Genomic DNA, 15,281 nt, shown 5'->3' with positions numbered 1-15,281 from the left:
TTAAATAGCAACGCGGGGACCTCCCCGCGCAGCTACCTTTAAGCCATGTAAAAGGGAGCAACTTTTCCCTTTAAAGACTCTTACTTCTTGTCGTCTTTAACTTCTTCAAACTCAGCATCAACAACATCATCATTGGTATTTGCTTTAGCCGATTCACCTTGAGGTTGCTCAGCACCAGCACCCGCCGCGCCTTCGGCAGCTTGCGCTTGTGCGTACATACGCTCAGCCATTTTTTGTGAGGCTTTGGTCAAGGTTTCAGTTTTCGCTTTAATGTCGTCTTTGTTATCGCCTTTAATGGCTTCTTCCAATGCTGAAATTGCTGACTCGATAGCTTCTTTTTCGCCATCTTCGAAAGTCACTTTTTCATCTTCCATGGTTTTCTTGGTAGCATGAATCAAACCATCAGCCTGATTACGCACTTCAATTAACTCTTGGAATTTTTTATCTTCTTCGGCATGCGCTTCGGCATCACGTACCATTTTTTCGATTTCATCATCTGACAATCCAGAAGAGGCTTTAATGACAATCGATTGCTCTTTGCCTGTTGCCTTATCTTTAGCTGATACATTCAAAATACCGTTAGCATCAATATCAAAAATAACTTCAATTTGTGGCATTCCTCTAGCTGCTGGTGGAATGTCAGTTAAGTCAAATTTGCCCAACGATTTATTCTGGCTGGCCATTTTACGTTCACCCTGCAATACATGCACGGTAACCGCAGTTTGATTATCTTCAGCGGTCGAGAAAACCTGATTGGCTTTAGTTGGAATAGTGGTGTTTTTGTCAATCAAGTTTGTCATGACGCCACCCATCGTTTCAATACCCAACGACAGAGGTGTTACATCAAGCAATAATACATCAGTGACATCACCAGATAAAACCGCACCTTGCAAAGCCGCACCTAATGCAACCGCTTCATCAGGGTTAACATCTTTACGTGCTTCTTTACCAAAAAATTCGGCAACCGCAGATTGTACTTTTGGCATGCGTGTTTGACCACCAACCAAAATAACATCATCAACATCAGAAACATTTAATCCAGCATCTTTGATTGCAATTTTTACGGGTTCAAGTGAACGCTCAATCAAGTCGTCAACCAAAGACTCAAGCTTGGCGCGAGTCAATTTAACATTTAAATGCTTAGGACCTGACGCATCTGCTGTAATGTAAGGTAAGTTCACATCAGTTTGCTGGCTTGAAGAAAGTTCAACTTTAGCTTTTTCGCCGGCTTCTTTTAGGCGTTGTAAGGCCAATGGATCATTATGCAAATCAATACCGGTATCTTTTTTGAATGCATCGGCCAAATATTCAATGACGCGCATATCAAAATCTTCACCACCCAAGAAAGTATCACCGTTGGTGGCTAATACTTCAAAGGTATGCTCACCTTCAACTTCGGCAATTTCAATGATAGAGATATCGAATGTCCCACCACCTAAGTCATAAACGGCAATGGTTTTATCACCTTTACCTTTATCCATACCATAAGCCAATGCCGCTGCGGTAGGCTCATTGATGATTCGCTTGACTTCAAGTCCAGCAATTCGGCCCGCATCTTTAGTGGCCTGACGTTGTGAGTCATTGAAATAAGCAGGCACGGTAATGACCGCTTGGGTAACTGTTTCACCCAAGAAATCTTCTGCCGTTTTTTTCATTTTTTTCAAAACTTCGGCACTGATTTGTGGGGGCGCAATTTTGTCACCTTTCACTTCAACCCAGGCATCACCATTGTCTGCTGGCGTAATTTTGTAAGGGACCATCTTGATATCTTTTTGGACCACATCATCTTTATACTGACGACCAATCAAACGTTTAATTGCAAATAAGGTATTATTAGGATTAGTCACCGCCTGACGTTTGGCAGATTGACCAACCAGAATTTCACCATCATCTGTGTAAGCAACAATCGAAGGAGTTGTTCTGCCACCTTCTGAGTTTTCGATCACTCGCGTGTCTTTACCATCAAGAACAGCCACACAAGAGTTGGTTGTTCCCAAGTCGATACCAATAATTTTACCCATCTTAATTTCTCCACAATTTTTGTTCTGACTATCTATCGACTATTTTGCGTGATAACAAAACAAACCTAAATTTAAACTTTCGATGCCCTTTATCTGGGGCCGCAAATTACTAATTCAAGTAATTTTTATGCTTTTTCATCAATCTCTGGTGATTTGCCTTTTGCAACAATGACGCGTGCGGGGCGAATTAAACGTCCATTTAAAGCGTAGCCTGATTGCACCACATGCATCACACTATTTGGCTCATGCTCAGCACTCTCTTGCATAACCATTGCTTCATGCAGGCCAGGGTCGAATGTTTCACCCAAAGGAGAAATCTGTTCGATTGAAAACTTGTTCAACGTGTCGATCAGTAATTTATAGGTCAGCTCCAAGCCTTCACGCATGTTGCTTGCCGCCTCACCTTCAACCGGATGCTCTAAAGCCTTCTCCAGACTATCAACAACTGCCAGTATTTCTTTGGCAAATCGCTCCAGTGCAAATTTACTTGCGTTGCTGATTTCTCGTTCAGCGCGACGACGAATATTTTCTGATTCAGCTTTAGCACGTACAGCGATATCTTTATGAGTTTCGGCTTCTTCCAGCGCTTTCTCTAATTCAGCGGTTAAAGATTCCACCTGCTGTTCAAAGCTGACGTTTTGTTGTTCTGGATTTTCTTCCGGTGTATTTGATGTAACATCCTGGTTTTCTTCGTTTTTTTGAAGTTCCTCATTATCACTCATGACCACAGCTCCTCAGCCTTAATCGACGAACTAATCGCCTTGGATTAACACAAATATGCAAAAGGCATAATTCAAGTGGCATCAATATGGGGATCAGTTTTTGATATTCAACTATAAAACCGGAAAAACGAGAATTTTTTGAGCGATGGGGAGGACCGCCTCAAAATCCTCTCTCAAGCGGCAACCGATATCGAATCAGCAAGGTGTCGATTGCTTAATAAACTGGCTTTAATCAGCTGTTTTCGGCGGTACGCTGTGTAATCGCCGAAGAGAGTAATTTGGCAGTGACATCAACAATAGGAATCACCCGATCATACCGCATTCGGGTCGGCCCAATAACGGCCAAAACCCCCACTGGCTCGCCTTCAAGGCGATAGGGCGCAGTGATAATTGAGCAGTCACTAAAGCTTTGTTCGCCACTTTCTTCGCCAATAAATATTTTAACACCCTCAGCCACCATTGAGCGTTCTAAAATATTTAGTATCTGCTGTTTCTGCTTAAATGCTCTAAAAATGCGTTCCAGATTTTCAATTTGCCCATGCGAAGCCATAGAAACCAGATTGGTTTGCCCGGAAATATGTAGATTAATTTGGCCACGCCCGGCATGACTTTGCTCAATTCCTTGCTCTGCAAGTAAAATAGCTTGTTTCGTTAACTCATCGAGCTGCTGTTTTTCACAGACCATTTGTTGTAACAATTCTTCACGTGCACTTTTTAAATCTTTACCACTAACATGCTGATTTAAAAAATTAGCCATCACATTTAACTCATCACGTGTATAATTTTTATCCACCTGAATAACACGGTTTTGAATTTCTTCATCTTGCAATACTAAAATGACCAGCACTCGATAATCAGACAAAGGAACAAATTCGATTTGTAAAATACGCTGTAATGGCTTTTCAGGCACTTGCACCAGACTGGCCATTTTAGTCATATCTGATAACAAGCTCGATGCGTTACTGAGTAATATATTGACTTCATTCTCAGGATTAAGTGATTGCTTAACTTGTTCAACCACTTCACCGCGTAGATTTTTAACCTGTAGTAACTGATCAACAAACACCCTTAATCCTTGGGTAGTTGGAATACGGCCAGCAGAAGTATGTGGAGACAAGAGTAATCCTTGCCGCTCTAAATCAGCCATAATTTTACGAATAGTCGCAGGACTGACCGATAAGTGGGATGAACGCAATAGCGTTTTTGAGCCAACAGGCAACCCTTCTCGCACATAAGACTCGATCAGGGATTTCATCAATATCAGTTCACGATCTTTCATAAGCGCTTATTCTTTTAAATTTGTCTATGCTAAACACTAGTCAATGGTAACCTTGCTGTTAAGCAGATCTTGATAATTAAAATGAAACAATCGATTATAAGACAAACTGACCGATTAGCTTTAATATGTGTGCTAATTGGCCTAAATTCAAGGTATTGGACCCGTTAAGATGTCAAATTCAAAAATCTTTAACAATATCGGTGTGACCGGTAAACCAGGAAGTCAGGCTGCTTTGGAAACAATGAGGCTTTTATGTGACCAGCTTGCTTCACCGGCTCGCACTATTTATGTCCCACAACGTCATCAAGATGAAATTCATACGCCCGGCATTAAGCTGGTTAAATTTGAAGAATTAGGTCAGTGTTGCGATCTGGTGATTGTTGTTGGCGGCGATGGCAGTTTATTAAAAACGGCACGTGAACTGGTTGATAGCCAAGTACCGCTATTAGGCATCAATCGTGGACATTTGGGCTTTCTAACCGATATTCGCCCTACCGAGCTTGAATCACGCATTCCACCTATTCTTGAAGGCCACTATACACTCGAAAAACGATTTTTGCTTAAAGCCGAAATTTATCGTCAGGATGAAAAAATTGGTGAATCCTGTGCGTTAAATGACGTAGTACTTTATCCAGGTGAAATTGCACGCATGATCGCTTTTGAACTCTACATGGATAATCAATTTGTCTATAGCCAGCGCTCCGATGGCTTAATTGTATCTACACCAACCGGCTCAACCGCTTATGCCCTATCTGGGGGCGGTCCTATTATGGCACCAGAAACCGACTCTATGGTACTGGTTCCCATGTTTCCACATACGCTAACCAGCCGACCAATTGCGGTTAACCGACAACGAATTATCGATATTGTTGTTTCAGAAACCAATCCGCATCACCCACAACTAAGCTGCGATGGTCAAGTGATCATTTCCTTAATGCCAGGTGATCGCATAAGAATCGAGCAGTATCCTATCAAAATTCAACTGGTTCATCCGCTTGATTATGACTATTTTGAAGTGCTGCGCAGCAAACTTAACTGGGGGCAAAAGCTTTAAGCCTGAGCTCAATGGCCGTTTTTGCTGTTGCATGATTGCCCCAAAAGCGACCTTTAGGTTTTGTCATCTGATAGAAATCAGCAAACGCTATTCAAAAGTAAAAAACTGCTATAGAATAAGCCAAACAAGCTATTTAACTACTCATATACCTAGATGTTAAGTCGCATAGAAATTCGTCATTTTGCAATTATTCAATCATTGGCGCTGGATTGGTCTGGCGGCATGACCGTTATTACCGGTGAAACCGGTGCGGGTAAGTCCATTGTTATTGATGCGCTCGGTATCACATTAGGTGAGCGGGCAGAACAATCAATGGTCTATCCGGGCAGTCAACAGGCTGAAGTTACCGCCATCTTCGATCTCGATGAAAAATCGGCAGCGGCACAGTGGTTATCGGCTCACGATTTAGCCGAAGACAACCAATGTATTTTACGCCGAGTTATTGTTAAAGATGGCAAAAGCCGTTGCTTTATCAACGGCCGCAGTGTTACTCAAAGTCAATTAAAGTCACTGGGCCATTTTTTAGTCGATATTCATGGTCAACATGCCCACCAGACTCTGCTCAATAACAAGGAACAATTATACTTATTAGATCGCTATGCCGATAACAGTCAATTACTCAGAGCAGTAAGTGAAAGCGCGCAAAAAATTGCCCATATTCAAAAACGCAAAAAACTACTGGAACAGGAAAAAGAAGCGCGTCAGGCAAAATTTGACTTACTTTCCTATCAAGTTGAAGAGTTAAGCGCGGCCAATCCTGAAGAACAAATACTAGCATCACTAGAGCAAGAACATTTACAAGCCGCCACCAGTCAGGATCGTCTTCATTTAACCCAAGCCAGTATGCAATGTTTAAAAGATGATGAAGAAATTAACTGCTTGACTTTATTGGCTAAAGCTCAAGATCAATTAAGCCAGCTCAGTCACCTTGATAATCAGGCCCAACCCATCAGTGAATTGCTTATTCAGGCGGAAAGCCTATTACAAGATGCCTATAGCGAACTAAACAGCTATGCGAACCAACTAGACTGTGATCCAGAACGCCTGAGTGAACTAGACGATCAACTAGCCTTATTTCACGATTTAGCACGTAAACATCATGTCAATATTCAAGAATTACCTGCACATTATAGTCGGTTGCGAACAGAGTTAAATCAACTTCAAGATGATGAAGAAGAGCTTGGACAAATTGAGATTGAATTTACCCAAGCCATGAACGAATATCGAAAACTTGCCGAAAAACTTTCGCAAAATCGTGAAAAAGTTGCCAATAAATTACAAAAATTAATTGCACAAAAAATTCAAGGCCTGGCAATGGAAGGCGGTAAGTTTGAAATTCAAATTATTCGTCAACCCGAGCAAATCAGTGCTATTGGGTTTGATCAAATCAATTTTTTAGTTTCGGCCAACCCGGGACAACCTTTGCAACCATTAAACAAAGTCGCATCAGGTGGCGAATTATCACGTATCAGTTTAGCCATTGCCGTGATTACTGCTGAACAGCAATTAGTTCCTTGTATTATATTTGATGAAGTCGATGTTGGTATTGGCGGTGGTACTGCTGAAACCGTAGGACACTTACTTAACGAACTGGCCACCAACCGACAAGTCATTTGTGTTACCCATCAACCGCAAGTTGCCGCCTGTGGTGATCATCATCTGGTTGCCAGTAAAACTAAAAAAGCCAAATCAACCACAACCGAAATGTTACAACTGGATCAAAAACAACGCATCGAAGAAATAGGTCGAATGCTTGGCGGGCTGGTTATTTCAGAAAAAACGCTCTCTCATGCCAAAGAAATGCTAGGCGTCGATTAACCAAGGCAAAAATAATAATTGAAAAATACTCCACATCCATGTGGAGAAAAGGAGAAAGATGATAAATGAGACAATTATCATCTTTCGCTTTATTTTCGATTAAGAAAATAAAATGTATGAACAATATTGGATTCGATTGGGGATCTGATCACTCATAGACTGTTACGCTATAACTAAGCAAATAGCTAATGCAATAATTAGCCACATGCCAACCTTATAGATGACAATCATTTCAACGATCATTATCAATTAACCACTAAAGCAATTTACATCACCATAAAATCAAAAAATCATTCACTAGAGGATTGATTACTTATAAAAGTTAGGTTGCTTTATACAGTTAATTAATACCGATAAATTCAGTTGAAAATTAATCGCTGTACACTACAAACATTCTATTTTTGTGACACCAACATTGTGTCAATACATGAGAAATTCTAGCGGGAATCTTTTACAAAAAAAATACTATAAATGACTGATTGTTAAAGTCTCAAATATTCAATCGACAACATCTTAATAAAATGATTTTTGATCGCTTAAATAATTTTAATAACCTTCGACCTGAATATTTTAAAAATAAAAATTTATTTTAAGCCTTATAAAACAAAAAAGCCCAGCAGGGGACTGGGCAAAAACAACTAACTACTAGTTATGAGAAGAAACTGTTAAAACTCATATCTGGCAGACAAAGTAACATAACGGGCTTCTTGACGGCCTTCAGGTAACAAGTAGTCAGGATTTTTTGGATAAGAACCATCGCTTTCATATCCCTGACTTTCCGCTTCGTAATACTCATCGATATTCGTTGCCGTATCGAAGTTAAATAAGTTATAAACGGTCGCTTTTAAGGTTAAATCGCCACCTTGAACTTTGGTTTGATAAGCCAGCGATAGATCAACGTTATATAACCAGTCACCTCTACCAGCACTACCACGCGGTGATGGCTCACCATCGGCATAGAAGTTAAGGTTAGAGTAACCACTGGCCCAGCTATCTAACTGACTGATACAATAATTATCGGCGCAATAACCTTGATCTAATGGATGACGCCCAAACTTATTACGCGGCCCACCAGATACAGCAGACACATTAAACCCTAAAGATAATTCTTCATTAATGTTGTAAATACCATTCACTTTAAGTGCATGACGGCGATCGTTAGGTAAATCGCCCGAGCCATTATCTGTTGCTTCAGGGAAATCATTTGACATAGTCCAGCCTGGATCGGCCTGACCATTATCAGAGCGAATTAAACCCTCGGTATTACCATAGTTATGCGACCAGGTGTAGGAAGCGCTTAAATACAAGTCATCGGTTAACTGACCCGCTAATGTATTTTCTAAAGCCAAATAAGTTCTTTCAGAACGAGGTAATGCAATATCTTCTGCTTTATAAACAATAGTATCTAATTGCCCATCACCATCGACATCGTGTTGCAGACGAACATCGCTTCCTGGATTTAATAAAACCCAAGCGGCGGGATTATTTGTCCAGGTTCCACCAGCTGCGATCCAACGCTCACGAGCGGCCGTTCTTGCAGCATATAAAGCCCCATCTTCAATCGAACGTTTTAAATCACGATAAATATAACGAGAACCAAATGTCATTTCGCCAAAAACTTCCATTTCAAAACCGAAAGTAATTTCATCTGAATACATTGGCTCTAAGTCATTATCGGCAACATTCAAATGCTCAACACTTGACTCAACTAAATCAGTGCCAATCACATTACCACGGCTTGGCGTACCATCACTTAATAACAATGGACGACCTTCAGAATCATACTGATCAACCACAAAATAAGTGTGTAAATCAACTTGCCCCGAAGCTTGCTTAATATTCATATTGGCTGGAATTGGCTGATAGTAACGGCCAAAAGTGGCAAATAATTTGGTTGTACCATCCCCATTTAAGTCATAAATAGCCTGAATTCGTGGCGCAATTTGTCCGGTTAAATTTGCGTAAGCCTTACCTTCAGTTGTCGTATTTTCAAATTCGGCATAACGTAGACCAAGATTTAACACTAGGTTTTCTGTCGCTTGCCAGGTATCTTGAATGTAAATAGCTTTTTGATTAATTTCACTGATACCTGAGTTAGTTCTGGTGCGGCGATCAATATAGTCAGTGCCGGGCGCTAAATTAAATGGGTTACCTTCATTAGCGGTAAAAATTTCCCACCAACCAAAGGCTTCGGTATCGGCACCACCATTGGGAAACTCGGTATAGTTAACTTCAAGATTTTCAACATCAATACCAAACTGAATATCGTGATCGTCCAACTCGTAAGTAAAATCAACACGTAATTGATCACGCTCATATAATTCATCATAAATGGTTGATGTTGTTGAAGGACCATACTCAGTCCAACCATCACGTCTGTCGACAACTAATGGAAATAAGGTACTTGGAATATTCACCTGCGTTTGTTCAATTTGTGCCATAGTCACCGCAACTGAAAAATCATCGGTTAAATAACCCCGATAATTCAAAGCAATTGCATCACCACCACTCTCACCTTTTTCATCCGCAATTTTTCCACCAATTTGATCAGCAGCAGAATCGTAACTATAAGAATCGCGACGCCAATCTTCTTTATTACTAAAAGCAAATAAATTTAGCGAGTGATCTTCACTAATAAAATAATCAACATTTAACATCCAACGATCGGCAGTGGTTTCCAAATCGTTATATGATGAAGGTCGAGTATAAGTATTATCTAATTGACGCGGATTATATAACGCATAGAAAAACAACTTATCTTCAACTAATGCACCACTGGCCCAAAAATTGGTATCTAAAAATTCCTCGCCGCCTTGAGGCGTATCATTACGCAAAGCACGATCAGTATGAATCGAACCATCATTACGATAAATCGTATCGTGCTGACTTCTTAATGATTCCGGATCATAATTAATCTCAGCCCCAAACTTTAATTCATTGCTACCAGTTTTAGCCACTGCATTGACAACACCACCAATGAATCGACCAAACTCAGCCGAAATTGCCCCGGTTTTCACTTGTGTTTCAGCAATACCTTCCCACGGCAATGGCATTGAACCTATTCCAGTGCGCAGGTGAGAAATATTAATTCCATTAATAAAATAACCATTTTCGGCGCCTGATCCCCCACCAAAACTATTTGCATCAAACCCACCACTGTCGGCAACAACGCCCGGTGCTAATAATGCAACACTTTCAAAGCCAATTGAAACAGGCATCGCAGAAAGTTCAGCATCACTGAATGTAACGCCAGAAGTTGAACTGGAAGTATCAATTGAACGAACAGCTGAACCAATAATTTGCACTACATTTTCTGAACCAACATCACTGGAATCGTTAGACTGTAGAGTAAACTCAAGCACTGCTGATTGCCCTAATGAAACAACCACGTCTTTTTCTTGAATTGAGGTATAGCCATCTTTACTAATGATCACGGTATAGCGACCAACCGGTAATCCTTTAAGACTATAGTTACCATTATCATCAGACTTAACGGTTCTAGAAATACCACGCGTCTGGTGAGTAACCGTAATGGTTGCATTAGATATATCAGTACTCGAAGCGGAAGTAATCGAGCCTTTTAAAGTACCGCTGGTATTGTCTGCAGCAATCGCAGCAGGTACCGACAACATAAGCGCTGTGCCAACAGCGATTGCCGAGAGTGTTTTACGCGGGAATAAACCCAAATTTGAGCGTTTTGACATTTTGTCCCCTTAGTGAATATTTGTTTTTATCTCATAGTAGGACAATCATTGTACACAATAACCTTTTTTTGTATACAATAAATTTCTATATTTTTGTTGTTGTTAATAAAAATAAATGATGGTAATTATGTTTTTTCTTTATAATACAATGAGATAGATGCAAAAACTGAATTATGTATTTTTATTAATCAACTATAATTCAATAATAATTTTAAGGAGATATTTGAGATTGATTAAAATTCAATCTCAAAAATAGTAAAAATCCAAAATAACGGTTTGCCATAGTAAAACTTCTGCCAACCGCAATGATGAGACTTTGCCAACAGGCTGAGAGTTAAGTAATAAATAGTGTGATTGCGATTAACTGGCAATAGTATGATTTATTACTGGCAAAAAATTGCAATTTTATTTTGATCAAGATCGCGAAAATAGGCCGCAAAAAATTCACCGTCGCCCCGTTTTCCAGGCCCACCTTCACATGTTGCACCAATTTCTATGGCTTTAGCATAAACCTGTGAAACCAATTCGGGACTTTTTAACTTAAGCGCAACCATCGTTCCATTACCTGCGGTTGCGGGTTTATCATCAAAAGGTTTGGCAATCGCAAATTTTCCTTCACTCTGTTCAAACTCCCAAAATACCATTCGTTCAGATCGGTATAATTGAGATCCTTGAATCAGACTAAAAATTTGCTCGTAAAAATTTTTGGCACGGTCAATATCATTTGTGCCTAACATTGAGTGTGATAACAATTTAATTTCCTCTGTTAACTTCATTGCCCAATTCTACCGCCAGAGAAAAGTGCTGCCAATTTTATTAATTGAGATGTTACACGGAAATTATGGGATCAATAATTATGAGATGAATAATAGAGAAGACAGAGCCAGTAAGGCTCTGTCCAAATTACTCAGTGAATGATTAGTTAGCAACTGCAGGAGTTGCTTTAATATTCAAAGTAACGTTCGATGCTGCACTGTATCCATAAATATCGATATACCAAGTATCAGCTGCTGGATTTTGGAAACTACAGTTTTCAACATTTCCATTTTTGTAAGGACGGCAATCATATTGTGTTAAAGTTGATTGTGCACCTTTAGTCACATATAAATCAGCATCGCCTGTTCCACCTGAAATAGAAACAGTCAAATCTGAATAACCAGCTGGTAATACTTGAGTAAAACGTTGCCAGTTGTTACGTGCAACAGAAACGGTTTCAGTTCTGTCAATTGGATCAGTGCCTGTTCCGTCTTCAGAATAGCTCCCCACTAAAGTAACATTAGAGAACGAAGAGTAAGCTTTTAAGCGTACATAGTATTTACCGCCCGTACTTGTACCGGTACAAGTTTCGCTGTTTCCACTTTTATAAGGACGACAATCGTAATCGGTATCGGTAGGCTCAGAACCAAACTTAACATAGAGATCAGCATCACCTGTACCACCACTTGTTTCAAATTTGATATTGGTTGCACCTTGAGGAACATCCATTGTGTAACGAATTTCACCACCAGTATTTGCTGATAAATTAGATTCGGGTACACCATTTTGTAATACAAATGGCGGTGGCGGTGGTGTACCACAACCTTCAGAGCTGGCACTTGAATTAACACCAACCGCTTGCAGTGAAGACTGAACCGCATCTAAGTCATAACCTAAATCACAAGCCGCATCTAAAACACCATTACCAGCTTGATCCCAATCAGTATTAGCAGTCCAATATTTTTGGTTTGCTTTGGCATAAACCAAGAAAGCTTTTTTGGTATCCCACCCAGTCGTAGTCGCTAACAGGTAGAAGGCTTTGTTATAAACACCAGAGCTATAGTGAACATCCATTCCTGAAGAGTAATCCGATTGATGACCAATTGATCTACCATCTTTGGTTGGATCATTCATATAACGAAGTGCACCGTTACCTTTAAAGATATCAGCACCGACTAACCAGTCATTCGATCCTTTGTTATAAAACTCAGCGGCTTCACCTGACATATCAGAAAACGCTTCGTTTAAACCACCCGATTTATTTTGATAAACCAGACCAGAATTTTGCTCAGTAAATCCGTGGCTAACTTCGTGTGCAGAAACATCAAGGCTAACTAAAGGATAAAAAGTATTATATCCATCACCAAATGTCATAGCAGAGCCATCCCAGAAAGCATTCTCATAGTTGCTTCTGTAATGAACGCGCATGGTTAATTGAAAAGTTAGCGGAGCCGTGTTTAACCAATCGTTAAACATATTGAAAACAACACCACCAAAAAAGTGTGCATCATTTAATGGTGAATAAGCACCGTTAATTTCTTTGTGTGTATTTTCTGGGCAAGTAAAACTATAAGCAGTCGAACCACTACTACCATGATTTAAATTAACAGTTTTAACGTTGGTATTATTCATGGTACAAGTATTTCCACTTTGCGCAACGTCCAATTTGCCAAAGTCAACACCATATTCATAACGACCCGTTTTTTGATTTCCGCCAGGGCCTGTACCAACTTCAGCAGTTTGCAAATTATCGTAGCTGCTTAACAGTTCACCAGTTTGTGCATCGATAATTGAGATCGGACGAGAAGGCTCATCGGCATGTTGTACATAGCTAACTTGATAAACCAGTTTAGCTTTACCTTCAACTAATTGAATTGCCAAAATAGCATTTTCATTCTCGTAACTGACATTGACGTTATTGACCACAGCGTGTGATGGAAAGCTTTTTTGCTTAGCTAATTTAATGGCTTGTGATTGTGAAATTGTTGCAGTTACATTGCTTAAATCAGCCGCAATGTTAGAAACGACAGCGCCATGTGCATGTTTGAATGAACTATCAGCGCGTTGCGTAATAATCACATGATCACCAAGAACAGGAATGTTTTTATAAGTTTGTTGATAACGAATCGTTTTATCACCATTAGCTTCTTGATAAACCTTAACAACTTCTAATGATTCATTCGTAGTTAAACCAACCAGTTGACTTACCTGACTATTGCTTGTTAATGATTGACTGGCAGCAACAGTGGTTAGCTGTTGAGTTTTTGCTTGTAAATACTGTCTTTCTGCAGCATTTACTTGAGTTGCACCTAGCAGAGCGAGGGTGAGGGTACTGAGTGCAAATTTACGTTTGCTTATCATAATTGTAATTTCCCAATATTAGTATATTTTGTTTTGAGTTTTTAAAAATACTTAGAACACCTGTCGTCCTAAATATTGCCCTGTTGTTTTTTCAGAAAAAATATTTTTTATTTAGCGAGTACTCTTAATGCTTAAGCAACATTTCGTAAATATGTTTTCGATTTTTGATAAATACGTTTCAACATATCAATTCAATGCGAGAGAAATCATAGACGATGATAAAAATAAAACTGATAACACAATCACAAAAGAACGAGTTCATTAAAACTATCTTGTTTTGTCAAATTCAAAATGGAAATAACGAATTTATTTAACCAAATCATTACCTTAAATTTTTATTAACTAGATAGAACAATCAATTAAAATTTTAGTGTCAGTGGTCTTTTTTTAAATTTATATAGATTAGATAATTTTAAAAATAAAATTATTCAGCGTTAAAAAATCACATACTTTGATTATTTTTCTCATGCACAAAATTAACTGTGAAATTGTCACAAAATTAAGTTTTATTAGTTACGTTTTTTAAAAAATAAACATTAGCAGTAAATATAAAACTAAACCTATAATTCATTTTATCTCGCCAAGAAAGTTGCTTTAACTTTCAAGCAATTCTATTTTCCAACTACTCATCCACTCAATTATTTTGTTATTTAAAAAACACCTTAAATAGCATTAAATCAAGCTAATTCTTAACCATTGTAAATTTAACTATTCGTTCCCACCAACTATTCGATCGGTAAGTGAACTACCAATCAAAAATATGAGCACCTAACTACTCAGCCCAACTTATTTTCTAACTTTTTTTAATTTTTAGTCTTTTAATTTTTAATTTATACTCATTTTATCAGCAAATTTTTGTCGCATTAACGCTTATTTAACAATACATATTGAAACCATAATAGCATTTCAAATAATTTGGCAACGCTTTATGAGCACAATATAAAGATAACTTAAATTGAATAACTCAATTTAATTTCGAATAAATTTAAACATTAACATTCTCAAAAAGAGGTTTTATGAATGGCAAGCTATTGATATTGATTATTGGCATTTTTTTATTCCCACTACCATCACAAAGTGCAGAAAAAATCAGTACCTTTCATCGACTGCTAATTTTTAATAGTAAAAGTGAGCTTATGGTGGTTAAAATTAAAGATACCGATTTTTGGATAACACCCAGCTGGTATCAAGATAATACGCAACTTATCAATGAAGGTATGCAGCACCTCGCAGCGGAATACGGCTTAACGATTTCTCAACCGGTATTACGCGAAATTTTTACTGTTAAAAATCAACATGACAATAGTCTTTCACTGAGACATTTTTTCTCGGTCAATAGCGATGGAAAGTTAGTTAAAAAGCCAGAAATTATTGAAGAAGTTCGTTGGCTGGCAGTTAAAGATGCGGTAAAACTAATCACATTTCCGTATATCAATATTTTGATCAATCAAGTAGTTGATCATCCCGACATTGTTTGGGGCGGTTCTATTTTACGCTTTAAAGAAGGTGATGAGCATAAAATTAAAATCATTGAATCACTTTACCCATTATTTCAGTAAGTCTGTT

General features: G+C 38.7%; 9 protein-coding genes. 3 read left to right on the top strand and 6 right to left on the bottom strand.

Translation table 11 applies throughout. The annotated features are described in order from the left end of the window. Nucleotides 1-80 precede the first annotated feature (80 nt). The 3 genes from dnaK to hrcA all read right to left on the bottom strand — a co-directional run bounded on the left by dnaK (nt 81) and on the right by hrcA (nt 4,022). The gene (dnaK, locus tag ABVT42_RS14375) at nt 81-2,021 is read right to left on the bottom strand and encodes a molecular chaperone DnaK (RefSeq protein WP_353896491.1); all 1,941 of its coding nucleotides are present in this window, start codon (nt 2,019-2,021) and stop codon (nt 81-83) included. Nucleotides 2,022-2,146: 125 nt separating this feature from the next. Further along, the gene (grpE, locus tag ABVT42_RS14370) at nt 2,147-2,743 is read right to left on the bottom strand and encodes a nucleotide exchange factor GrpE (protein ID WP_353896492.1); all 597 of its coding nucleotides are present in this window, start codon (nt 2,741-2,743) and stop codon (nt 2,147-2,149) included. 232 nt (nt 2,744-2,975) lie between these two features. Further along, on the bottom strand, nt 2,976-4,022 hold the full coding sequence (gene hrcA, locus ABVT42_RS14365) for a heat-inducible transcriptional repressor HrcA (RefSeq protein ID WP_353896493.1): 1,047 nt from the start codon (nt 4,020-4,022) through the stop codon (nt 2,976-2,978). Nucleotides 4,023-4,191: 169 nt separating this feature from the next. On the opposite strand from hrcA, the gene ABVT42_RS14360 reads away from it, so the two are divergent. Together ABVT42_RS14360 and recN are read left to right on the top strand one after the other, a co-directional pair. Then, on the top strand, nt 4,192-5,076 hold the full coding sequence (locus tag ABVT42_RS14360) for an NAD(+) kinase (protein ID WP_353896494.1): 885 nt from the start codon (nt 4,192-4,194) through the stop codon (nt 5,074-5,076). A gap of 153 nt (nt 5,077-5,229) precedes the next feature. Further along, nucleotides 5,230-6,894, top strand: a complete 1,665-nt coding sequence (gene recN, locus ABVT42_RS14355; RefSeq protein WP_353896495.1) for a DNA repair protein RecN — start codon at nt 5,230-5,232, stop codon at nt 6,892-6,894. Nucleotides 6,895-7,559: 665 nt separating this feature from the next. Here recN and ABVT42_RS14350 read toward each other — a convergent pair. The 3 genes from ABVT42_RS14350 to ABVT42_RS14340 all read right to left on the bottom strand — a co-directional run bounded on the left by ABVT42_RS14350 (nt 7,560) and on the right by ABVT42_RS14340 (nt 13,715). After that, a complete protein-coding gene (locus ABVT42_RS14350; protein WP_353896496.1) occupies nt 7,560-10,598 on the bottom strand; it encodes a TonB-dependent receptor in 3,039 nt (1,012 codons plus the stop codon). Nucleotides 10,599-10,981: 383 nt separating this feature from the next. Further along, complete coding sequence (locus ABVT42_RS14345; RefSeq protein ID WP_353896497.1) at nt 10,982-11,374, bottom strand: VOC family protein; 393 nt, start codon at nt 11,372-11,374, stop codon at nt 10,982-10,984. 142 nt (nt 11,375-11,516) lie between these two features. Beyond that, on the bottom strand, nt 11,517-13,715 hold the full coding sequence (locus tag ABVT42_RS14340; RefSeq protein ID WP_353896498.1) for a M4 family metallopeptidase: 2,199 nt from the start codon (nt 13,713-13,715) through the stop codon (nt 11,517-11,519). 1,016 nt (nt 13,716-14,731) lie between these two features. On the opposite strand from ABVT42_RS14340, the gene ABVT42_RS14335 reads away from it, so the two are divergent. Continuing rightward, a complete protein-coding gene (locus ABVT42_RS14335; protein ID WP_353896499.1) occupies nt 14,732-15,274 on the top strand; it encodes an NUDIX hydrolase in 543 nt (180 codons plus the stop codon). The last annotated feature ends 7 nt before the right edge of the window (nt 15,275-15,281 follow it).

The sequence above is a fragment of the Aliikangiella maris genome (assembly GCF_040719265.1).
Taxonomy (GTDB): Bacteria; Pseudomonadota; Gammaproteobacteria; order Enterobacterales; family Kangiellaceae; genus Aliikangiella; species Aliikangiella maris.
This window is presented reverse-complemented; position numbering and strand designations above follow the sequence as displayed.